We start from the raw sequence: 20,430 nt of genomic DNA, 5'->3' as shown, positions 1-20,430 counted from the left end.
TTGCTTTTTCGCCCGTCCCGGCCTAAACGCCGCGCCATTCCACACGCAGGTGTTCGGTGGAGCCGGGGAGACATCCCGGCGGCGCCGTTCCGGTCCCCCGTCCGGGGGGTTTGCCTGCGGAGGTCAACCGGAAGAAGAGGATACTACGCCATGGCGCTTCCCGATTTCTCCATGCGTCAGCTGCTTGAGGCTGGCGCCCACTTCGGTCACCAGACGCATCGCTGGAACCCGAAGATGGACCGCTACATCTTTGGCAGCCGCTCGAACATCCACATCATCGACCTGTCGCAGTCGATCCCGCTCCTGCACCAGGCCCTGGTCAAGGTGCGTGAAGTCGCCGCCGGCGGCGGCCGCGTGCTGTTCGTCGGCACCAAGCGCCAGGCCTCCGACCCGATCGCCCAGGCCGCCCGTCGCTGCGCCCAGTACTACGTCAACCACCGCTGGCTCGGCGGCACCCTGACCAACTGGCGCACCGTGTCCGGCTCCATCAACCGCCTCCGCGAACTGGAAGGCGTGCTGGAAGGCGGCGAAGGCAGCCGCACCAAGAAGGAACTGCTCCAGCTGACCCGCGAGCGCGACAAGCTGGAACTGTCCCTCGGCGGCATCAAGGACATGGGCGGCATTCCCGACCTGATGTTCGTGATCGACACCAACAAGGAGGCCATCGCCATCCAGGAAGCCCGCAAGCTGGGCATCCCGGTGGTCGCCATCCTCGACACCAACTGCGATCCGGACGGCATCACCTACCCGATCCCGGGCAATGACGACGCCGCCCGCGCCATCCAGCTCTACTGCGACCTGATGGCCGACTCGATCCTCGACGGCCTGGCCGCCGGCGCCGCCGCCTCGGGCGTGGACCTCGGCGCCTCCGTGGAGCCTGTCGAGCCCGTCGTGGCCGCCGAGGCCCCGGCCGAAGCCACCGCTGAAGCCTGAACCACCTGAACTGCGCCCGTCCCCCCGGGGGCGGGCGACACCCCTGACCGAAGGAGCTCCCGATGGCGGAGATCACTGCTGCCCTGGTGAAGGAACTGCGCGAGAAGTCTGGCGCGGGCATGATGGACTGCAAGAAGGCCCTGCAGGAGAACGAAGGCGACGTCGATCTCGCCATCGATTGGCTGCGGACCAAGGGCCTGTCCAAGGCCGCCAAGAAGTCTGACCGTGCGGCCGCCGAAGGCCTGGTCGGCGCCGCCGTCCGCAAGGATGGCGCGGGCATGACCGGCGTCGTGGTCGAGCTGAACGCCGAGACCGACTTCGTCGCCCGGAACGAGCTGTTCCAGAAGGCGGCCAAGGAGATCGCCGGCATCGCCCTGGACCAGGATGGCGTCGAGGCCATTTCCGCGGCCAAGACCGCCGGGGGTGAGAGCGTCTCCGACATGGTGACCAACCTCATCGCCACCATCGGCGAGAACATGAACCTGCGCCGGGCTCACCGCTTCTCCGTCCCGGAAGGCGCCGTCGCGGCCTACGTGCACTCGGCCATTGTCCCGGACCTGGGCAAGATCGGCGTGCTCGTCGCGGTTGAGGGCAAGGGCGACCAGGCCAAGCTGGCCGAGATGGGTCGCAAGATCGCCATGCACGTGGCGGCCACCAACCCCCTGTCCCTGTCCACCGACGACCTCGATCCCGCGGCCGTCGAGCGCGAGAAGGCCATCTTCACCGAGCAGGCCCTCGCCTCCGGCAAGCCGGCTGGCGTCGTCGAGAAGATGGTCGAGGGCCGGATCCGCAAGTTCTTCGAGGAAGTGGTCCTACTGAAGCAGGCCTTCGTCATGAACCCGGACCAGACCATCGAGCAGCTGGTGGCCGAAGTGGCCAAGGAAACCGGTTCGCCCGTTTCGGTGAATGGCTTTGTCCGCTTCGCCCTGGGCGAGGGCGTCGAAAAGAAGGTGGACGATTTCGCCGCCGAAGTCGCCTCCATGACCGGCCAGGGCTGATCCCGCCCCAACCGGCGTATCTTTCGGGGGCGTGGTGCGTTCAACGCGCGCCACGCCCTCGTTTTATGTAAACTCGACCGAGATTCCCCGCCCACCCCTGAAGGGGCGCCTACCTGACGGATCGGCCCATGACCGCGCCCAAGCCCCGCTACCGGAAGATCCTGCTGAAGATGTCCGGCGAGGTGCTGATGGGGGACTCCCTCTTCGGCATCGACACCGCGACCCTCGACCGGGTCGCCGCCGACATCAAGGAAGTGGTCGATGCGGGCGTCGAGCTCTGCCTCGTTGTGGGCGGCGGCAACATCTTTCGCGGTGTCTCCCTGGCGGGGCGTGGGATGGAGCGGGCCAGCGCCGACTACATGGGCATGCTCGCCACGGTCATGAACGCCCTTGCCCTCCAGGGCGCCCTGGAGAAGGCCGGAGTCGACACCCGCGTCCAGTCGGCCATCCCGATGGATGCGGTTTGCGAGCCCTACATTCGCAGGCGCGCCCTGCGTCACCTTGAGAAGGGCCGGGTGGTGATCTTCGCCGCGGGCCTCGGGGCGCCCTTCTTCACCACCGACACGCCGGCCGCCTTGCGCTCGGCCGAAATGGGCTGTGACGCCCTGTTCAAGGGCACCAGTGTCGATGGCGTCTACACCGCCGACCCCAAGAAGGACGCCTCGGCCCGCCGTTACGAGACGCTCAGCTATCACGACGTGCTGGCCCAGGACCTCAAGGTCATGGACGCCTCGGCCATCGCCCTGATGCGCGACAACCAGATCCCGATCGTGGTCTTCTCGATCCGCGAGCCGGGCAACTTCATGAAAGTCCTCACCGGCCAGGGTGTCTTCACCACCATTAACTGACCGCAATCCGGGAACCCGCCATGCCTGCCGAAAAGCCTCAACTGTCCCGCTACCGTGACCGCATGGACAAGGCGGTCTCCGCCCTGAAGGAAGAGTTCGCCAGCCTGCGTACCGGCCGGGCTTCGGCCAGCCTGCTCGACCAGATCATGGTCGAGGCCTATGGCGCGACCACCCCTCTGAACCAGGTTGCGGCCGTCACCGTTCCCGAGCCGCGTTCGATCAGCGTCAGCGTCTGGGACCGTGGGGTCGTGGTCTCCGTCGAGAAGGCCATCCGGTCCTCCGACCTGGGCCTGAACCCGGTCGTCGAGGGCCAGACCCTGCGCATCCCGATCCCGCCGCTCACCGAAGAGCGCCGCCGCGACCTGGCCAAGATCGCCGCCAAGTACGCCGAGCAGCAGAAGGTCGCCATCCGCAACGTCCGACGCGACGCCAACGACGACCTGAAAAAGGCGGAGAAGGACTCGGTCATCAGCCAGGACGAGCAGAAGCGCATGGAGTCCGAGGTCCAGAAGATCACCGACGAGGCCGTGAAGAGGGTCGACGAAGCCTTGAAAACCAAGGAACAAGAGATCATGCAGGTCTAGGCCCGGGGGCAGTCGGAGGCGACATGGCCGCGAGGTCCAGGACATCCCGCGATCGATCCGCACCGGCGCCCGATAGCGCCGCCGGGGATGCGTCTCTGCATGTCGCCCTGGTCATGGACGGCAATGGCCGCTGGGCCCAGAAGCGGGGCCTTCCGCGGACCCTCGGTCACCGGGCCGGGGTCGAGGCCCTGAGGCGAACGGTCACCGCTGCGCCGAAGCTGGGGGTGCGCTGGCTCACCGTCTTCGGCTTCTCTACCGAGAACTGGAGCCGACCCGCCGCCGAGGTCCAGGAACTGATGGCCCTGCCCAAGCGCTATTTCGATTCCGACCTCAAGCGGCTCGAGCGGGAAGGGGTGCGCGTGCGCGCCCTCGGTCGACGGGAAGGCCTGTCCCCGGACCTCGTCGCCCTCCTGGAGGAGGCTGAGCGCCGGACCGCCGACAATGACCGCTTCTTCCTGCAGATCGCCTTCAACTATGGCGGGCAGGCGGACATCGCCGACGCGGCGCGGCGACTGGCGGAAGCCGTCGCCGAGGGGAGGTTGGACCCGGCGTCAATCGACGAGACAGCCTTCGCCGGCGCGCTCTCGACCGCCGGTCTTCCTCCTCTGGACCTGATCGTCCGGCCGTCGGGCGAGCAGCGCCTTTCCAACTTCCTCCTTTGGGAAGCGGCCTACGCCGAACTCGTGTTCCAGGACATTCTCTGGCCCGATTATGACGAGGCCAGCCTTGCCGCCGCCATCACCGCCTTCCGGGCGCGTGACCGCCGCTTCGGGGGAGCCGTCTCCGATGACGTCCTTGTCGCCGGCTAGGGCGTTCGACTGGAGCAACCTGGGTGTCCGGGTGGCTTCCGCCGCGGTGCTCCTGCCCGCCGCCCTCGCCGCTGTCTGGTTCGAGATGGGGCCCGGACAGCCCGCCTGGCCCTTCCTCCTGATGGTCGTGGCGGCGGTTTCCATGCTCTGCGTGGAGTGGGGCGGGATGACCGCCCCGTCCGCCAAGGCCCGAGTGTCTACGGCGGTCTGCGCGGCGGTCCTGACCGCCGTCTTCTTCGCCCAGAGGGACAACATGTTCATCGCCTGGGGCGTGCTGGCGGTCGGCGGCGCACTGGCGGCCGTCATCGCCCGCGGGGTCTCGGAGCGTCCCGGCAACGCCGCCCTGGGCGTGATCTACATCGGCGCCGCAGCGGTCTGCTTCATCTGGCTGCGGTCCATGCCCCAGGGCCAGTGGTGGATCTTCATGACCTTCGCCATCGCCTGGGCCGCTGATATCGCCGCCTACCTCGTGGGCAATCTGGTGGGCGGTCCCAAGCTCTGGCCGCGGTTCTCGCCAAACAAGACCTGGTCAGGCTTCCTCGGAGGGCTGGTCGCCGCCGCCCTTGCCGCGGTCTGCCTGACCGCCCTGCCTGTTTTCAGCCTGAATCCCTGGGCTGCGGCCCTGGCGGGGCTGTGCGGCGGCCTGGCCGGCATGGCCGGGGATCTTTGGGAGTCCATGCTCAAGCGCCGTTTCGGGGTGAAGGATTCCGGCGACCTGATTCCGGGCCATGGGGGCCTTCTGGACCGGGTGGACGGGCTGATGTTCGTCGTCGTCATCCTCTCCGTCTTCCGGCTGGTGAACCACCTGGGGTGGGGGCATTGAGTCCGTCGCGGACGGTCTCCATCCTGGGGTCGACGGGGTCGGTCGGGGTCTCCACCCTGGACCTGCTGGAAGCGGTCGGCCGCCCTGTCCGGATCAGGGCCCTGACCGGGGGACGGAATGTCGCCCTCCTGGCTGAGCAGGCCCTGAAGTGGCGGCCCGAGGTGGTCGTGATCGCCGACCCTGCGGGCGTTTCCGAACTGCAGCAGAGGCTCGCCGGCTCCGGCGTCACGGTCGAGGCGGGGGAAGCCGCCGTGGTTTCCGCCGCCGCCCTGCCGGCGGACTGGGTGATGTCCTCGATCGTCGGCTTCGCCGGCCTTGCCCCCACCCTGGCGGCGGTGGACGCCGGCGCCATCGTGGCCCTGGCCAACAAGGAGAGCCTGGTCTGTGCAGGTCCAGCCCTCCTGCGCCGGGCGCGGATGTCGGGCGGGGCCCTGATCCCCGTCGATTCAGAGCACTCCGCGATCTTCCAGGCCCTGGATCCTCGGCATGCGGCCAGCGTGGCGCGACTGGTCCTGACCGCCTCGGGCGGGCCCTTCCGCACCTGGAGCGCCGAGCGCATGGCGACCGCCACGCCGGAGGAAGCCGTCGCCCATCCCAACTGGGACATGGGCCGAAAGATCTCGGTCGACTCAGCGACGATGATGAACAAGGGCCTCGAGATGATCGAGGCGGCCTTCCTCTTTGGCGTCGAGGCCGACCGGATCGACGTGGTGGTGCACCCGGAATCCATCCTGCACAGCCTGGTCGAGTATGCCGATGGCTCCAGCCTGGCGCAGCTCGGGACGCCGGACATGCGCACGCCGATCGCAGTGGCCTTCGCCTGGCCGGACCGCCTGGCCTGGCCTGCGCCCCGCCTGGACCTCGGCCAGCTCGGAAGACTGACCTTCGAGGCGCCGGACCCCGTTCGCTTCCCGGCCCTGGACCTGGCCCGGCAGGCCCTGCGCGCGGGGGGAGCGGCGCCGGGCCTTCTCAACGCCGCCAATGAGGTCGCAGTCGAGGCCTTTCTTGACCGGCGGATCGGCTATCTCGATATTGCCTCAATCGTGTCGGAAACCCTCGATAAAGCAGGCTCGAAGCACCTGGGAGACGACATGCCGGACGACAGCCCAGACAACGCGCCCGACGACATTCTTGAGCGGGCGCGCGAGGTTGACCGCATCGGTCGCCGACTGGCCGAAGGCGCCGTGAAGGCGCGCCTTGCCCGGGGAGCTGCCTGACCATGGGCGTGATCACGGACTTTATCTGGCACCTCGCCCCCTTCATCCTTGTCCTGTCCCTCGTGGTGACGGTGCACGAGCTGGGGCACTTCCTGGTCGCAAGGGCCTGCGGCGTGGCGGTGGAGCGCTTCTCCATCGGCTTCGGTCGCGCCGTCTTTTCCCGCCGGGACCGGGCGGGCGTCGAGTGGCGTGTCGGCTGGATCCCCCTGGGCGGCTACGTCATGTTCGCGGGCGACGCCAATGCCGCCAGTGTCCCCGACGCCGAGGGCCTCAAGGCCATGAAGTCCGAGATCCTGGCCAAGGGCGGGCCGGAGGCCCTGGCCCGGCATTATCACTTCAAGCCGGTCTGGCAGCGGGCCCTGGTCACTGCCGCGGGACCAGCCGCCAACTTCCTCCTGGCCATCGCCCTTTTCGCCGCCCTCTTCATGACCTTCGGAGAGCGCACGCTCGCCCCCCGGATCGGCGCGGTCGAGCCGGGCAGCGTCGCCGAGGCGGCCGGCTTCCAGAAGGGCGATCGTGTGGTCGAGGCCGGAGGGCGCAGCATCGGCTCCTTCCAGGACCTTATCGAGGTGATCCAGGTGCGGGGCGGCGCCCCCACGGACTTCGTGCTCGAGCGGAACGGCGACACCGTGCGGCTGACGGCGACGCCGGAGTGGCGGCGCATCGAAAGCGAGCCCGGCGCCCCCCGCGTCGGCCGCCTGGGCCTGGGCCCGACCGGCGAGGTCGTACGCCAGGCCTATGGCCCCCTGGAGGCTGTCGCCAAGGGCGTCGACCGGACCTGGCGGGTCCTGACGACCAGCGTCTACGCCATGGGGCGCATGATCACCGGCCAGATGTCCGCCGAGCAGCTCAATGGTCCCCTGGGAATCGCCCAGATGTCGGGCCAGATCGCCAAGGCCGGGGCCGAGGCGGCGCCGGACCTGGGACGAAAGGTGCTCTACGCCGGCGCCAACCTGGTCGCCCTCGCCGCCGTCCTCTCCGTGGGCGTCGGCTTCATGAACCTGCTGCCCATCCCCATCCTCGACGGGGGGCATCTGGTGTTCTACGCCTACGAGGCGGTCGCCCGCCGGCCGCTGTCGGCCAGCGTCCAGGCCTTCGGATACCGGGTGGGCCTTGCGCTGGTGCTGGCTTTGATGTTGTTCGCCACCTGGAACGACCTGCAGCGGCTGCAGGTGTTCCAGTTCTTTGGCGGATTGTTCTCCTGATCCCGCGCTTTTCTCCGGTGATGGCCCAGACCATGCAAATTCGACGCGCCCGCAGCGCCGCCCTCGTTTCCGGACTGGCGATCCTCCTGGCCGGGGGCGCAGTGCTGGCTCCCCGACCGGCCCAGGCCCAGGCCGCGGGACCCCAACAGGGAACGGTGCAGCGGATCATCGTGTCCGGGAATGAGCGTATCGAGCAGTCGACCATCTTGTCCTACCTGCCGATCGGCGTGGGCGACACGGTGGACCCGGCGCGTATCGACCTGGCGTTGAAGGCCCTTTTCCGGACAGATCTCTTCTCTGACGTGAAGGTCGGCCTTTCCGGCGGCGACCTGACCATCCAGGTGGTCGAGAACCCGATCATCAACCGGGTGGTCTTCGAGGGGAATTCAGGCCTCAAGGAAGATAAGCTGCGCGATGAGATCACGGTCCGGCCGCGCGGCATCTTCACCCGCGCCAAGGTCCAGTCGGACATCCAGCGAATCATCGAGCTCTATCGCCGCTCGGGCCGGATCGCCGCGACGGTGACGCCCAAGATCGTCGAGCTTCCCCAGAAGCGCGTAGACCTTATCTTCGAGATCGACGAGGGCCAGAAGAGCGGCGTCCTCGGGATCAACTTCCTCGGCAATGTCGAGTTCTCGGACAACGACCTGCGGGACGTGGTCGTGACCGAGGAGTCCGCCTGGTACCGGTTCTTCTCCAGCAACGCCAACTACGACCCCGACCGGCTGGAGTACGACAAGGAACAGCTGCGCAAGCATTACAGGAACCGCGGCTTCTACGATTTCCGGGTCATCTCCGCGATCGCCGAGCTGTCGCCCGCCCGCAACGGCTTCGCCGTGACCTACACCCTGGAGGAGGGCCCCGAGTACAAGTTCGGGAAGATCTCGGTGGAGACCGAGCTGAAGAAGCTCGACACCGCCGTCCTGACCCAGCTTGTGCCGATCCGCAGCGGCGACCTCTACGAGGACGAGAGCATCGAGTCGGCAACCGACGCCCTGACCTTCGCCGCCGGCGCGGCCGGTTTCGCCGCCGTCGATGTGCGGCCGCGCTATGTGGCCGACCCGAAAACCCGGACCGTCGACGTGGTCTTCCAGGTCAACGAGGGGCCGCGGGTCTACGTCAACCGGATCGACATCGTCGGAAACACACAGACCCTGGATCCCGTCATCCGCCGCGAGCTGAACCTCGTGGAGGGCGATGCCTACAACCGGGCCCTGGTCGACCGGTCCAAGGGCAACCTAAGGGCCCTGGGTTTCTTCAAGGACGTCACCATCGAGGAGACACCCACCGCCAGCCCCGACCGGACGGACCTGCTGGTCAAGGTCGAGGAGCAGCCCACGGGCGAGCTCACCTTCAGCGCCGGCTACTCGTCGGTGGACAAGCTGATGATCGATCTGGGCATTACCCAGAGGAACTTCCGGGGCCGGGGCCAGGACGCCCGGGCCCGGGTGTCTTGGGGCTCCTACCGCAAGCAGCTGGATTTCTCGTTCACCGAGCCCCGCTTCCTTGACCGGAACCTCCGCGCAGGCGTGGACCTGTACTACTTCGTCTACGACCTGTCGGACTACTCGTCCTACAAGACCAGCTCCCTGGGCACGAACGTCCGTATCGGCTTCCCGCTGACCGGCAACGCCTTCATGACCATGCGCTATGTCCTGCGCGAGGATGACGTCCAGGTTCCGGATTATTACTGCGATCCCACCCAACAGCAGGTCTCGCAGACCCTCTGTGACCAGCGGGGCCGCTACACGACATCGCTCCTGGGGTACCAGGTCACGTTGGATCACCGGAACGACCCGGTCCGTCCGACCCGGGGCTATTTCGTCAGCATGGCCCAGGACTTTGCGGGCCTGGGGGGCGACGTGAAGTACCTGCGCAGCGAGCTTGAGGGCGGCTGGTACTACGGCTTCAATAAGGACTTTGTCCTCAGCCTGTCCGGCAGCGCCGGCTACATCGCCGGCTGGGGCGACGACGTCATCCGGATCAACGACCGCTTCTACAAGGGCGGCAACAGCTTCCGCGGCTTCCGGGTGGCGGGTATCGGCCCCCGGGACACCAGCTTCGGCCGCTCGGACGCCCTGGGCGGCGAGGCCTTCGCCATCGGTTCGGCCGAACTCACCATCCCGACCTTCATTCCCCAGCAGTACGGGATCCGCGCCTCACTCTTCACCGATGTGGGTACACTCGGCCTGCTCGACGACTCGATGAAGATCGGGTCCGACGGCCAACCGATCCCGGGCATCTACGACGACCTGTCGCTCCGCGCCTCGGCCGGTCTGTCGGTGTTCTGGCGCTCACCCATGGGACCTATCCGCTTCGACTTCAGCCATATCCTCCAGCGCGAGGACTACGACCGGGTCGAGACCTTCCGTTTCTCGCAAACCACCAAGTTCTGAGAACCTGCACATGAAAAAGACCGCTCTCCTCGCCGCCACCGCGGCCGTCCTCCTGGCATCTGCGCCGGCGCAGGCGCAGACCCCGCCGGCCCCGCCGCCGGTCAACCATGGTCCGGCCCTGGCCGGCGTCTGCATCCTGTCCCTCGACGGCGCCATCGGCTCCTCCACCGTCGGCAAGTACGTCCAGACGCGCCTCCAGCAGATCTCCCAGCAGGTCCAGACCGAGCTCACCTCCGAGCAGACCGCCATCCAGAACGAGGCCAAGACCCTCGACGCCCAGAAGGCCACGATGGACCCCGGCGCCTTCGAGCAGAAGAGCGCCAGCCTCCAGGTCCGCGCCAACGCCTGGCAGCGCAAGGCCCAGCTGCGTGAGCGCGAGCTGCAGGCCACCCAGCAGAAGGCCCTGGCCCGCGTCGGCCAGGAGCTGGAGCCGGTGATCCGCGCCTCCTACCAGCAGGCCAGGTGCAGCTTGCTGCTGCAGCGTGACTCCGTGATCCTGGCCAATCCGGCCATGGACATCACCCCATCTGTGATCACCGGCCTGAACGCCAAGATCACCCAGTTCGCCTTCGACCGTGAGCGCCTCGACCAGGCCGCCGCCGCTCCGGCCGCGGCCCAGCCCGCAAAGAAGCCCTGAGGGCTGGCGTCCCCGGCGCGGGTCAGGAAGGATGAACCTCATGCCTGATCCGCGCTTCTTCGAGTCGGCCGGCCCCCTCCGTCTGGAGGCGGTCTGCCAGTTGGCCGGGATTCCCGTTCCGGCGGGCGCCGCGGATGTCGGGATCGACCGGGTCGCCATCGCGTCCCGAGGCGGTCCTGGCGCCGTGGCCTTCGTCACCTCCCGAGCCTTCCTGGAGGCGCTTCACGATGCGCCCCCGACGGCCTGCTTCACGCCGGAGTCCCTGGCCGGAGACCTGCCGCCAGGTTGTCTGGCCCTCGTCCATCGCAATCCGCAGGGCGCCTACGCCCTCGTGGCCGCGGTCCTGCACCCTGTGCGCCGGCATCTCGGCGCGGCAGCCATCTCCCCGGAGGCCCGCATCGAACCTGGCGCCGCCCTCGGCCCGGGGGTCGTGGTGGGCCAGGGCGCAGCCATCGGCGCGGGCTCGGTGGTCGGCCCCAACACCGTGATCGGCCCCGGGGTCGCCATCGGCCGCAACTGTCAGGTCGGCGCCAATGTCTCGATCAGCTTCGCCCTCATCGGCGACCGGGTGAAGATCCTGGCCGGGGCTGTCATTGGCGAGCACGGGTTCGGCGCGACCGCCGGGCCGACCGGTCTCATCGACATTCCCCAGCTCGGGCGGGTGATCCTTCAGGACGGCGTCACGATCGGGGCCTGCACCACCGTGGACAGGGGCGCGTTCGAGGACACGGTGATCGGCGAGAACACCAAGATCGATAACCTGGTGCAGATCGCCCACAACGTCCGTATCGGCCGGAACTGCGTGCTGGCGGGCCAGGCGGGCGTATCCGGCAGCGTGACCATCGGTGACGGCTGCCAGTTCGGCGGTCGCGCCGGCATCGCCGATCACGTCGTGATCGGAGACGGCGCCCGGATCGGCGCCTCGGGCGGCGTGCTCAAGGACGTGCCGGCCGGTGAGACCTGGGGCGGTTTTCCCGCCCAGCCGGTCCAGAGGTGGCTCCGTGAGGTGGCGTGGCTGTCCCGCGCCGCCGGCCGTCGTCGCAGGGGAGGGGAGTCATGACCGCAGAGGTCGCCGCCACGTCCATCGAGATCGGCGAGATCCTCGCCCGCATCCCGCATCGCTACCCCTTCCTCCTGGTGGACCGGGCCGAGGACTATGTCCCCGGCGAGTCGATCGTCGGCATCAAGGCGGTCACCATCAACGAGGGCTTCTTCCAGGGGCACTTCCCTGACTATCCGGTCATGCCCGGGGTCCTCATCGTCGAGGCCATGGCCCAGACCGGCGCGGTGCTGATGTCCAAGACCCTGGACGTCGACCCGCGTGGCAAGACCATCCTCTTCGCCTCCCTGGACAACTGCCGGTTCCGGCATCCAGTCCGGCCCGGAGATCTCCTGAAACTCAATGTCCGGGTCGCCAGGGCCCGGGGCGGGCTCTTCAAGTTCGAGGGGCGCGCCATGGTGGACGACAAGGTCGCCGCCGAGGCGGAGTTCGCCGCCATGCTGGTGGAGACCCCGCAATGACTGTCGACATCCATCCCACCGCCATTGTCGCTCCGGGCGCCCAACTGGACGAGGGCGTCAGCGTCGGGCCCTTCAGCCTGATTGGCGAACATGCCCGGATCGGCGCCCGGACCCGGATCCTCGCCCATGTGGTCATCGAGAACCGGACGACGATCGGCGCAGACTGCCTCGTCCGCAACTTCTCCAACCTGGGCGGTCCCCCGCACCATACCGGGTACAAGGGCGAACCCACCGAGCTGGTGATCGGCGACCGCAACCAGATGTGGGAGCACGTGACCATGCACATCGGCACCGCCAATGGCGGCGGGGTCACCCGGGTCGGCCAGGACGGCATGTTCATGGCCACCAGCCATGTGGGTCATGACTGCCATGTGGGGAACAATGTCATCCTCGCCCATTCGGCCACTCTGGGCGGGCATGTGGAGATTGGCGACCATGTGATGGTCTCGGGCCTGGCCGCCGTGCACCAGCACTGCCGGGTCGGTCGCTTCGCCTTCATCGGCGGCCTTGCGGCCGTGACCAAGGACGTGATCCCCTATGGCCTGGTCTGGGGCAACCACGCCCACCTCGAAGGGCTGAACCTGGTGGGCCTGAAGCGCCGGGACTTCAGCCGCGAGACCATCAGCCACCTGCGCGCGGCCTATCGCCTCCTCTTCGCCCGCGAGGGCAGCTTCCAGGAGCGGATCGACGACACCCTGGCCCTCTATGGCCACAGCGCCCCGGTGCTTGAGGTGATCGACTTCATCCGCGCCGACGAGGCCAACCGTCCCATCTGCCTTCCCGCCCGGGAGGACTGATCGTCATGTTGGGGCGCCTGGGCCTGATCGCCGGCGGCGGCGACCTGCCCCTGCAGATCGCCCGGCACTGCGAGGAGTCCGGACGCCCGCTCTTCGTCGTCCGCCTGCGCGGCTTCGCGGATTCCCACATGGAGGCCTTTCCGGGCGAGACCGTCGGGCTCGCCGAGGTGGGCCGGTGCATCCGGGTCCTGAAGGCGGCGGGCTGCGAGGCCGTCTGCCTGGCCGGAAACGTGGCCCGACCCGACTTCGCCGCCCTCAAGCCGGATTTCCGCGGCATGGCCATGCTGCCCCGCCTTGTTCTTGAGGCGCGCAAGGGGGACGACGCCTTGCTGCGCGCCGTCCTGGATGAGTTCCGCAAGGAAGGCTTCACCATCGAGGGCGCCCATGAGGCGCGCAGCGACCTTGTGCTTGGGGCGGGGCCGCTGGGGCGTCACGTCCCGTCCCCGGGCGACCTCGCCGACGTCCGACGCGCCTTCGACATCGCCCGCCGGATCGGTGAGCTGGACATCGGCCAGGGCGCGGTGGTCTGCGACGGCCTTGTCCTTGCCGTGGAGGCCCAGGAAGGAACCGACGCCATGCTCCGTCGCGTGGCGGAAGAGGTGGCGCCGGCCCTCCGCGGCGAGGCCGGACGACGGCGCGGCGTGCTCGCCAAGGCGCCCAAGCCCATCCAGGAGACCCGGGTCGACCTGCCGACCCTGGGCCCCGCCACTGTCCGGGGGGCCGCCCGTGCAGGACTGGCCGGGATCGCCGGCGAGGCGGGGCGCACCCTGGTCCTTGAGCGGGACGCCGTGATCGCGCTGGCGGACGAACTCGGCCTCTTTGTCCTCGGGGTCGAAGCCCCATGACCGCCAGCGCACCCGTGATCATGCTCGTTGCCGGCGAGCCCTCGGGCGATGATCGCGGCGCCGGCCTCGCCCGGGCCCTGCGCGCCCGGCTGGGTGAGGGCCTGAGGCTGGTGGGCGTCGGTGGGCCGCGCATGGCCGAGGCCGGGGTCTCCAGCCTGTTTGACATGTCCGAGATCTCCGTCTTCGGCCTGCTGGAGGGTCTCATGGCCATCCCGCGCGTGCGGCGGCGGGCGGAAGAGACCGCCCGGGCCGTGGTCCGTGAGGGCGTCGACCTGGTGGTGCTGATCGACTCCTGGGGCTTCAGCTGGCTGGCGGCGCGCGCCATCCGCCGGCTCGCCCCCGGGGTCCGGCTGGTCAAGTATGTCGCGCCCCAGGTCTGGGCGACGCGACCGGGGCGGGCCAGGGCCCTGGCCGGGCTGGTGGATCACATCCTGGTCATCAACAGCTTCGAGCCACCCTATTTCGAGGCCTGGGGCCTGCCCACCACCTTCGTGGGCAATCCGGCCCTGCACATGGACTTCTCGCCCTGTGATCCGGCCGATTTCCGACGGCGGCACGGGATCGGCGCCGAGGCTCCGGTCCTCCTTGTCCTGCCTGGCAGCCGGCCGGGCGAGGTCGACCGCCTCCTGCCGCCCTTCGAGGACGCCGTTCGCAGGCTGAAGGCGGATCATCCGGGCCTCCAGGTCGTCCTGCCGGTAGCCGATGCGGTGGCGGACCGCGTCAAGGCCGCCGTCGCCGGCTGGCCTTTCCGGGTCCACGTGGTGGAGGGCGAGGACGAGAAACGCGAGGCCCTGCGCGCCGGCGACCTGGCCCTGGCCTGCTCGGGCACGGTCACCCTGGAGGTCGCCCAGGCCGGCGTGCCCATGGTCGTGGCCTACCGCCTGGGCGCAGTGACCCACTTCGTGGCCAAGTTCCTGATACGGACGCCCTGGGTTGTGCTGTTCAACATCGCGGCCCGGGAGTTCGTGGCGCCGGAGCTGATCCAGCACGACTGCACCGGCCCCCGCCTGGCCGCCGAACTCGACCGCCGGCTTCGCGATCCGGGGCTGCGCCATACTCAGGTCGCCGCTCAGGACGCCGCCCTGGACCAAATGGGACGCGGCGGCCCCGATCCCTCGGAGACCGCCGCGCGGGTCGTTTCAGACGTCCTGGAAGCGGATCAGCCGCGCTTATCGAGCGGGACATAATCCCGGGCGGCGGCGCCCGTGTAGATCTGCCGCGGCCGGCCGATCTTCTGGGACGGATCCTCGATCATTTCCTTCCACTGGGAAATCCAGCCCACCGTGCGCGCCAGGGCGAACAGAACGGTGAACATCTCCGGCGGGAACCCGAGGGCCCGCAGGGTGATGCCCGAGTAGAAGTCGACGTTCGGGTAGAGCTTGCGCTCCACGAAGTAGGGGTCGTTGAGCGCGATCTTCTCGAGCTCCATGGCCACCTTCAGCAGGGGGTCGTCGGAGTGACCCACCTCGGCCAGGACCTCGTGGCAGGTCTGCTGCATGACCTTCGCGCGCGGGTCGTAGTTCTTGTAGACCCGGTGGCCGAAGCCCATCAGCCGGTACTTCCGGTCCTTCACGCCCTGGACGTATTCCGGGATCCGGTCGACGGTCCCGATCTCGGCCAGCATGTTCAGGGCCTCTTCATTGGCCCCGCCATGGCTGGGGCCCCAGAGGCAGGCGATGCCGGCGGCGATGCAGGCGAAGGGATTGGCGCCCGACGAACCGGCGAGACGCACGGTCGAGGTCGAGGCGTTCTGCTCGTGGTCCGCATGCAGGATGAAGATGCGGTCCATGGCCCGGGTCAGCACCGGGTTCGGCTTCCAGTCCTCGGCGGGAACCGAGAAGCACATCCGCAGGAAGTTCTCCGAGTAGGAGAGCTCATTGCGCGGATACACGAAGGGCTGGCCGCGGAAGTACTTGAAGGCCCGCGCCGCGATGGTCGGCATCTTGGCGATCAGGCGGTGCGACGAAATTATCCGCTGCTGCGGGTCATCGATGTTGGCGCTGTCATAATAGAAGGCGGACAGGGCGCCGACGGCGCCGACCATGATGGCCATCGGGTGCGCATCACGCCGGAAGCCATTGAAGAAGCGGTCGAACTGGTCATGAACCATGGTGTGGTTCGTGATCGTGTTGTCGAAGGCCTCGAACTCCTTGGCGTTCGGCAGGTCGCCGTTCAGGAGGAGGTAGCAGACCTCAAGGAAGGTCGACTTCTCGGCCAGTTGGTCGATGGGGTAGCCGCGGTGAAGCAGGATGCCCTTGTCGCCGTCGATGAAGGTGATCTTGCTCTCGCAGGAGGCGGTCGAGGTGAAGCCGGGGTCGTAGGTGAAGACGTCCGATTCCGCGTACAGCTTGCGGATATCCACGACGGCCGGGCCGTCCGTGCCCCGCAGTACCGGAAGCTCGACGGTCTTGCCCTCGACGCTGATCTTTGCCGTGTCCCCCATCACATCCCCTCGTTCCGGAAGAAATTAAACCTCAGTTTTAATGCCTTATACCGCCTAACGCTTAGTTAGGAAGCGCATCGTGAATCCGGGCGAGGCTTTCGTCCCGGCCGATGGAAATCAGGGCGCCCGCCAGGTCCGGCGCCGGCGAACCGCCCGAAAGCACCGCCCTCAGCGCGGGTCCGAACTTGCCGATGCCCACGCCTTCGGCTTCCGCGAAGGTCCGGATCGTTCCCTCTAGGGCGGCCAGGGACCATTCGGACTCCGCGATCCGGTCCGCCAGCCGGCGCAGGCGCGCCCGGGTTTCCTCGGTCAGCATGCCGCGGGCCTTTTCCGGCAGCTCCAGGGGCCGGCGCTTCAGGGCGAAGACGACGGCGTCGGCCAACTCCAGGGTCGTGCGCGCGCCTTCCCGCACCAGGGGCAGGGTGCGCAGCAGGATCTCGCGGTCGCCGTCGTGTACCGGCCAGTCCCGGCTCCGCAGCACCCTCTCCACCAGGTCTGCGAGGCGCTCCGTGTCGGCCTTGCGGATATAGTGGTTGTTCAGGTGGTTCAGCTTGTCCCAGTCCAGGCGGGCAGGGGCGCCTACCACGTCGCGGACGTCGAACCAGGCGCAGGCCTGGGCGTCGGAAAAGATCTCGTCGTCCCCATGCCCCCAGCCCAGCTTGGCCAGGTAGTTCCTGAGGGCCTCGGGCAGGTAGCCCATGTCGTCGAACTCGCTGACCGCCTGGGCGCCGTGACGCTTGGACAATTTCTTGCCGTCAGGGCCGTGGATCATGGGCAGATGAGCCCAGACCGGCGTGTCCCATCCCATGGCCTGGTAGATGTGCGTCTGCCGGGCGGCGTTGTTCAGGTGGTCGTCGCCGCGGATGACGTGGTTGACGCCCATGTCGTGGTCGTCGACCACCACGGCCAGGTTGTAGGTGGGCGTGCCGTCGGTCCGCAGCAGGATCAGGTCGTCCAGGTCGACATTGCGGAAGACCACCTCGCCCTTCACCTGGTCGTCGATCCGGGTCTCGCCCTCCTGCGGCGCCCGCAGGCGGATGACGTGGGGGCGGCCCTCATCCACGGGGCCCTCGTGGTCCCGCCAGGGAGAGCGCACCACCCGGCCCTCGGCACGGGCGCGTTCGCGCTCCTCGGCCAGCTCGTCGGGGGTCATGTAGTCGCGGTAGGCGTCGCCGCGGGCCAGCAGGTCCAGGGCCACCTCACGGTGCCGGTCGGCGCGCGCAAACTGGAAGACAGGTGTCTCGTCCGGCTCCAGGCCCAGCCAGTTCAGGCCATCCAGGATCACCTTCACGGCGGCCTCGGTCGAGCGCTCCCGGTCCGTGTCCTCGATCCGGAGCAGGTACTTCCCGCCCATCCGTCGGGCGTAGAGCCAGTTGAACAGGGCGGTGCGCGCCGTTCCGATATGCATGGATCCGGTCGGCGAGGGCGCGATGCGCGTGACGACCTGACGTTCGCTCATGGGGGTCCCGTGGCAGATGACTGAGGAGGCCGCTACCGGCGGCGGGCCGCCTCTTAGCATGCGCCTTGCGGCCGGTCCTAGTCTGGCGCGCATCCGCCTCTGGCTGGCCCGCCAGGCCGCCCTCCAGGAGGGGCGCTTCGGCCTCTGGACGCCAGTGGCCCTGGGGTGCGGCGCCGCCCTCTATTTCGTCCTGCCGGCCGAGCCCCTGTTGGCCCTGGGCCTTGCGGTCCTGGCGGTCGCGGCCCTCCTGGCGGGCCTGTCTCGCGGCGCCCGCCTTCGGCCCTCCACGGTGAGGGTCCTGGCCCTTGTCGCCTGCCTCTTGGCCGGGTTTGGCCTGGCCCGCCTCCGCACCGAGCAGGTCCGGGCGCCGGTCGTCCCGGCGGGCGGCGAGGTCCGGCGGGTGGAGGCCTGGGTGCTGGACGTGGCCAGCCCGGGGCAGGGCGGCGCCCGCATCCTCCTGGCCCCCGTCTCCATCTCGGGCCTCTCGCCGGAGGCGACTCCGATCCGTATCCGCCTGACCCTCGGCGCTGGGGCCCTGCCGCCGGCCCCCGGAACGCGGATCGCCACGCCGGCCCTGCTCAATCCGCCGCCGCCGCCCAGCTCACCAGGCGCCTACGACTTCGCCCGGGACGCCTTCTTCGACGGCGTAGGCGGCGTGGGCCTGGCCCTCGGGGACCTGCAGGTCCGCCCGGCGCAGGCCACTGGTCTTCCCTCCGCCCTGGTCCTGCAGATGCGGGTCAACGCCTTTCGTTGGGACCTGACCCGTCGACTGGTCGAGACGATGGGCCCCGACCGGGGCGGGCTCGCCGCGGCCATGACCACCGGCCACGAGGCCTTTGTCCCGACCGCCCAGGTGGAGGCGCTCAGGGCGGCGGGCCTCGCCCACATCATCTCGATCTCCGGCCTGCACATGGCCATCGTCGGCGGGTTCGTCTTCGGTCTCGCCCGGCTGGCCGTCGCCGGCCTTCCCTCCCTGGCCCTGCGGATCGCCGGTCGCAAGATCGCCGCCTTGGCGGGCATGGTCGCCGTCCTGGCCTACCTTGTCCTCTCCGGGGCGCCAGACCCGGCGGTGCGCTCGGCGGTCACCGCCTGCGCCGCCTTCGCCGCCATTCTCGCCGATCGCCGGGCGATCAGCCTTCGCACCCTGGCCCTGGCCGCCACGCTTCTCCTCATCCTGAGACCCGAGGCCGTCACCCAGCCCGGATTCCAGATGTCCTTCGCCGCAACGGCGGCCCTGGTCGCTCTGGCCGAAGCCTGGCCCCGCCCGGTCCGCGAGATCTCCGCACCTCTGTCGGTTCGTCTGGTTCAGGGAGCGGGCGCGGCCCTGGCGGCGGGGACGATGATCTCCCTCGTGGCGGGCCTGGCCACCGGCCCCTTCGCCCTGCAGCACTTCAACCGGGTGGCGGTCTACGGGCTGCCTGCAAACCTTCTCACCGAGCCGATCTCGACCCTGTTGCTGATGCCGGCCCTCGCCCTGGGCGTCCTCCTGTCGGCGGTGGGCCTGGGCGACCTGCCCCTTGCGGCGGCGGGGCTGGGCGTCGACGCTCTCAACGCCGTGGCCTCGGCCATCTCCGGACTGCCGGGCGCCGAGCGGGTGGTGGCCAGCGCCCCGCCCTGGACCCTGCCGGTCGCCTTCCTGGGCCTGCTTTTCATCTGCCTGTGGAGAGGTCCCCTCCGGTGGCTCGGCCTTCCCCTGGCCCTGGCCGTGAACCTGGCCCCGCGCCTGCCGTCCCCCGATCTCTGGGTGGCCCACGACGCGGCCTCCGCCGCCGTCCGCATCGAGACATCCGCCGTCGCCCTGCGGCCTGACGTGCGACGTTTCGGGGCGGAGGTCTGGTCCCGCCGCCGGGGGCTGGCGCTCGTTGCTGACCAAGGGGCGCGGCCTGGAGGTCTCGCCTGCGGCAACCATGCCTGCCAGCCGACGGGAGAAGGGCTGCCCGTGGCTTTCATCTGGACCCGCAGGCGCGGCGTCCTGGAGCGGGAGTTCAGGTCCGCCTGCGCCGGGGCCCAGCTGGTGATCCTGCGCGCGCCCAGACCATCAGGGCCCTGCGCGGCCCAGCTCGTTCTTGATGAGGCGGATTTCCAGCGCGGCGGCGCCCTGGAGCTCTGGCGCCGACCGGACGGCGGCTGGGACGCCCTGTGGTCCGGCCCCCTCAGGGGAAGCCGGCCCTGGGTCGCCCCGCCAGCTCAGTGATAGGCGCGGATCAGGCCGACCAGCTTGCCCTGCACCGCCACCTGGTCGGGTCCGAAGATCCGGGTCTCGTAGGCCGGGTTGGCGGCCTCCAGGGCGATCGAGGCGCCCTTGCGGCGGAGGCGCTTGAGGGTGGCTTCCTCGCCCATGACCAGGGCCACCACGATATCGCCCGAGTTTGCGGCGTCCGTGCGCCGGATGATCACTCGATCGCCATCGAGGATGCCGGCGTTGATCATGGAGTCGCCCTGGACCTCCAGGACAAAGTGCTCCCCGGACCCCAGGATGGCCTCGGGCACAGGCATGCGGTCGCGTTCCTGCTGGATCGCCTCGATGGGCGTACCCGCGGCGATCCGGCCGAGGACCGGCAGTTCGCGCGTGTCATTGGCGGCGTAGGGCGCAGCGGCGGGCGGCGGCGGGTCGCCGGGTTCCACGACCGAAAGGCGCGCAGGTCCGCGGCCCTTGGGCGGCGCCGAGGTCGTCGCCTGCTGGGGCAGCTTGACCACCTCCAGGGCTCGGGCCCGGTGGGGCAGGCGGCGCAGGAAGCCGCGTTCCTCAAGCGCAGTGATGAGGCGGTGGATGCCGGACTTGGACGCCAGGTCCAGAGCGTCCTTCATCTCGTCGAAGGACGGGGAGACGCCGGTCTCCTTGATGCGTTCGTGGATGAACATGAGCAGCTCGTGCTGCTTGCGGGTCAACATGTCCGGAGCCCCCTCCAGGGAAC

Annotated in this window: 19 protein-coding genes; 16 read left to right on the top strand and 3 right to left on the bottom strand. The window is 69.1% G+C overall.

Annotated elements, in window-relative coordinates; translation table 11 throughout:
- The first annotated feature begins 150 nt into the window (after positions 1–150).
- From rpsB to lpxB, 15 genes are all read left to right on the top strand, one after another.
- Positions 151–933: a 30S ribosomal protein S2 gene (rpsB, locus tag HYN04_RS06995; RefSeq protein WP_110450100.1), complete on the top strand. Its 783-nt coding sequence runs from the start codon at positions 151–153 to the stop codon at positions 931–933.
- Between the two features lie 62 nt (positions 934–995).
- Entirely contained in the window at positions 996–1,931 is a 936-nt protein-coding gene (gene tsf / locus HYN04_RS06990; protein WP_110450099.1) for a translation elongation factor Ts, read from the top strand.
- Between the two features lie 128 nt (positions 1,932–2,059).
- A complete protein-coding gene (gene pyrH / locus HYN04_RS06985) occupies positions 2,060–2,779 on the top strand; it encodes a UMP kinase (protein ID WP_110450098.1) in 720 nt (239 codons plus the stop codon).
- A 20-nt stretch (positions 2,780–2,799) separates the two neighbouring features.
- Positions 2,800–3,363, top strand: a complete 564-nt coding sequence (gene frr / locus HYN04_RS06980; protein WP_110450097.1) for a ribosome recycling factor — start codon at positions 2,800–2,802, stop codon at positions 3,361–3,363.
- Between the two features lie 23 nt (positions 3,364–3,386).
- Positions 3,387–4,172, top strand: a complete 786-nt coding sequence (uppS, locus tag HYN04_RS06975; protein ID WP_110450096.1) for a polyprenyl diphosphate synthase — start codon at positions 3,387–3,389, stop codon at positions 4,170–4,172.
- 31 nt (positions 4,173–4,203) lie between these two features.
- The gene (locus tag HYN04_RS06970) at positions 4,204–4,995 is read left to right on the top strand and encodes a phosphatidate cytidylyltransferase (RefSeq protein ID WP_338418721.1); all 792 of its coding nucleotides are present in this window, start codon (positions 4,204–4,206) and stop codon (positions 4,993–4,995) included.
- Positions 4,983–6,212, top strand: a complete 1,230-nt coding sequence (gene dxr, locus HYN04_RS06965; protein WP_110450094.1) for a 1-deoxy-D-xylulose-5-phosphate reductoisomerase — start codon at positions 4,983–4,985, stop codon at positions 6,210–6,212. The genes HYN04_RS06970 and dxr overlap by 13 nt, the downstream gene beginning before the upstream one ends.
- Positions 6,213–6,214: 2 nt before the next feature.
- Entirely contained in the window at positions 6,215–7,417 is a 1,203-nt protein-coding gene (gene rseP, locus HYN04_RS06960; RefSeq protein WP_110450093.1) for an RIP metalloprotease RseP, read from the top strand.
- Positions 7,418–7,437: 20 nt separating this feature from the next.
- On the top strand, positions 7,438–9,813 hold the full coding sequence (gene bamA, locus HYN04_RS06955; protein ID WP_422385646.1) for an outer membrane protein assembly factor BamA: 2,376 nt from the start codon (positions 7,438–7,440) through the stop codon (positions 9,811–9,813).
- Positions 9,814–9,823: 10 nt separating this feature from the next.
- Positions 9,824–10,450: an OmpH/Skp family outer membrane protein gene (locus tag HYN04_RS06950; protein WP_110450092.1), complete on the top strand. Its 627-nt coding sequence runs from the start codon at positions 9,824–9,826 to the stop codon at positions 10,448–10,450.
- Between the two features lie 40 nt (positions 10,451–10,490).
- Complete coding sequence (gene lpxD, locus HYN04_RS06945; protein WP_110451329.1) at positions 10,491–11,510, top strand: UDP-3-O-(3-hydroxymyristoyl)glucosamine N-acyltransferase; 1,020 nt, start codon at positions 10,491–10,493, stop codon at positions 11,508–11,510.
- Entirely contained in the window at positions 11,507–11,971 is a 465-nt protein-coding gene (gene fabZ, locus HYN04_RS06940) for a 3-hydroxyacyl-ACP dehydratase FabZ (protein ID WP_110450091.1), read from the top strand. Before lpxD ends, fabZ begins: the two co-directional genes overlap by 4 nt.
- Positions 11,968–12,768, top strand: coding sequence for an acyl-ACP--UDP-N-acetylglucosamine O-acyltransferase (gene lpxA, locus HYN04_RS06935; protein WP_110450090.1), 801 nt, complete (start codon positions 11,968–11,970; stop codon positions 12,766–12,768). The genes fabZ and lpxA overlap by 4 nt, the downstream gene beginning before the upstream one ends.
- Positions 12,769–12,776: 8 nt before the next feature.
- On the top strand, positions 12,777–13,613 hold the full coding sequence (gene lpxI, locus HYN04_RS06930; RefSeq protein ID WP_110451328.1) for a UDP-2,3-diacylglucosamine diphosphatase: 837 nt from the start codon (positions 12,777–12,779) through the stop codon (positions 13,611–13,613).
- Positions 13,610–14,800 (top strand): lipid-A-disaccharide synthase, encoded by a 1,191-nt coding sequence (lpxB, locus tag HYN04_RS06925; protein ID WP_110450089.1) that lies wholly within the window; start codon positions 13,610–13,612, stop codon positions 14,798–14,800. The genes lpxI and lpxB overlap by 4 nt, the downstream gene beginning before the upstream one ends.
- Here lpxB and gltA read toward each other — a convergent pair.
- Positions 14,773–16,056: a citrate synthase gene (gltA, locus tag HYN04_RS06920; RefSeq protein WP_110450088.1), complete on the bottom strand. Its 1,284-nt coding sequence runs from the start codon at positions 16,054–16,056 to the stop codon at positions 14,773–14,775. The genes lpxB and gltA overlap by 28 nt on opposite strands.
- A gap of 61 nt (positions 16,057–16,117) precedes the next feature.
- Positions 16,118–17,515, bottom strand: a complete 1,398-nt coding sequence (gene gltX / locus HYN04_RS06915; protein WP_110450087.1) for a glutamate--tRNA ligase — start codon at positions 17,513–17,515, stop codon at positions 16,118–16,120.
- Between the two features lie 58 nt (positions 17,516–17,573).
- On the opposite strand from gltX, the gene HYN04_RS06910 reads away from it, so the two are divergent.
- Positions 17,574–19,709 (top strand): ComEC/Rec2 family competence protein, encoded by a 2,136-nt coding sequence (locus tag HYN04_RS06910; protein WP_241962582.1) that lies wholly within the window; start codon positions 17,574–17,576, stop codon positions 19,707–19,709.
- Here HYN04_RS06910 and lexA read toward each other — a convergent pair.
- The gene (lexA, locus tag HYN04_RS06905; RefSeq protein ID WP_110450086.1) at positions 19,703–20,407 is read right to left on the bottom strand and encodes a transcriptional repressor LexA; all 705 of its coding nucleotides are present in this window, start codon (positions 20,405–20,407) and stop codon (positions 19,703–19,705) included. The two genes, HYN04_RS06910 and lexA, sit on opposite strands and share 7 nt — an antisense overlap.
- Positions 20,408–20,430 lie beyond the last annotated feature (23 nt).

Source organism: Phenylobacterium parvum (genome assembly GCF_003150835.1).
GTDB lineage: Bacteria > Pseudomonadota > Alphaproteobacteria > Caulobacterales > Caulobacteraceae > Phenylobacterium > Phenylobacterium parvum.
Note: the sequence above shows the minus strand (reverse complement) of the source record. Positions and strands in the feature narration are given on the sequence as shown.

Coding starts and splice junctions, on each gene's coding strand:
- uppS (WP_110450096.1), top strand. CDS start 3,387: ATGGCCGCGAGGTCCAGGACATCCCGCGATCGATCCGCACCGGCGCCC.
- pyrH (WP_110450098.1), top strand. CDS start 2,060: ATGACCGCGCCCAAGCCCCGCTACCGGAAGATCCTGCTGAAGATGTCC.
- HYN04_RS06910 (WP_241962582.1), top strand. CDS start 17,574: ATGCGCCTTGCGGCCGGTCCTAGTCTGGCGCGCATCCGCCTCTGGCTG.
- lpxB (WP_110450089.1), top strand. CDS start 13,610: ATGACCGCCAGCGCACCCGTGATCATGCTCGTTGCCGGCGAGCCCTCG.
- HYN04_RS06950 (WP_110450092.1), top strand. CDS start 9,824: ATGAAAAAGACCGCTCTCCTCGCCGCCACCGCGGCCGTCCTCCTGGCA.
- tsf (WP_110450099.1), top strand. CDS start 996: ATGGCGGAGATCACTGCTGCCCTGGTGAAGGAACTGCGCGAGAAGTCT.
- frr (WP_110450097.1), top strand. CDS start 2,800: ATGCCTGCCGAAAAGCCTCAACTGTCCCGCTACCGTGACCGCATGGAC.
- lpxD (WP_110451329.1), top strand. CDS start 10,491: ATGCCTGATCCGCGCTTCTTCGAGTCGGCCGGCCCCCTCCGTCTGGAG.
- rpsB (WP_110450100.1), top strand. CDS start 151: ATGGCGCTTCCCGATTTCTCCATGCGTCAGCTGCTTGAGGCTGGCGCC.
- rseP (WP_110450093.1), top strand. CDS start 6,215: ATGGGCGTGATCACGGACTTTATCTGGCACCTCGCCCCCTTCATCCTT.
- gltX (WP_110450087.1), bottom strand. CDS start 17,515: ATGAGCGAACGTCAGGTCGTCACGCGCATCGCGCCCTCGCCGACCGGA.
- lexA (WP_110450086.1), bottom strand. CDS start 20,407: ATGTTGACCCGCAAGCAGCACGAGCTGCTCATGTTCATCCACGAACGC.
- gltA (WP_110450088.1), bottom strand. CDS start 16,056: ATGGGGGACACGGCAAAGATCAGCGTCGAGGGCAAGACCGTCGAGCTT.
- bamA (WP_422385646.1), top strand. CDS start 7,438: ATGGCCCAGACCATGCAAATTCGACGCGCCCGCAGCGCCGCCCTCGTT.
- fabZ (WP_110450091.1), top strand. CDS start 11,507: ATGACCGCAGAGGTCGCCGCCACGTCCATCGAGATCGGCGAGATCCTC.
- lpxA (WP_110450090.1), top strand. CDS start 11,968: ATGACTGTCGACATCCATCCCACCGCCATTGTCGCTCCGGGCGCCCAA.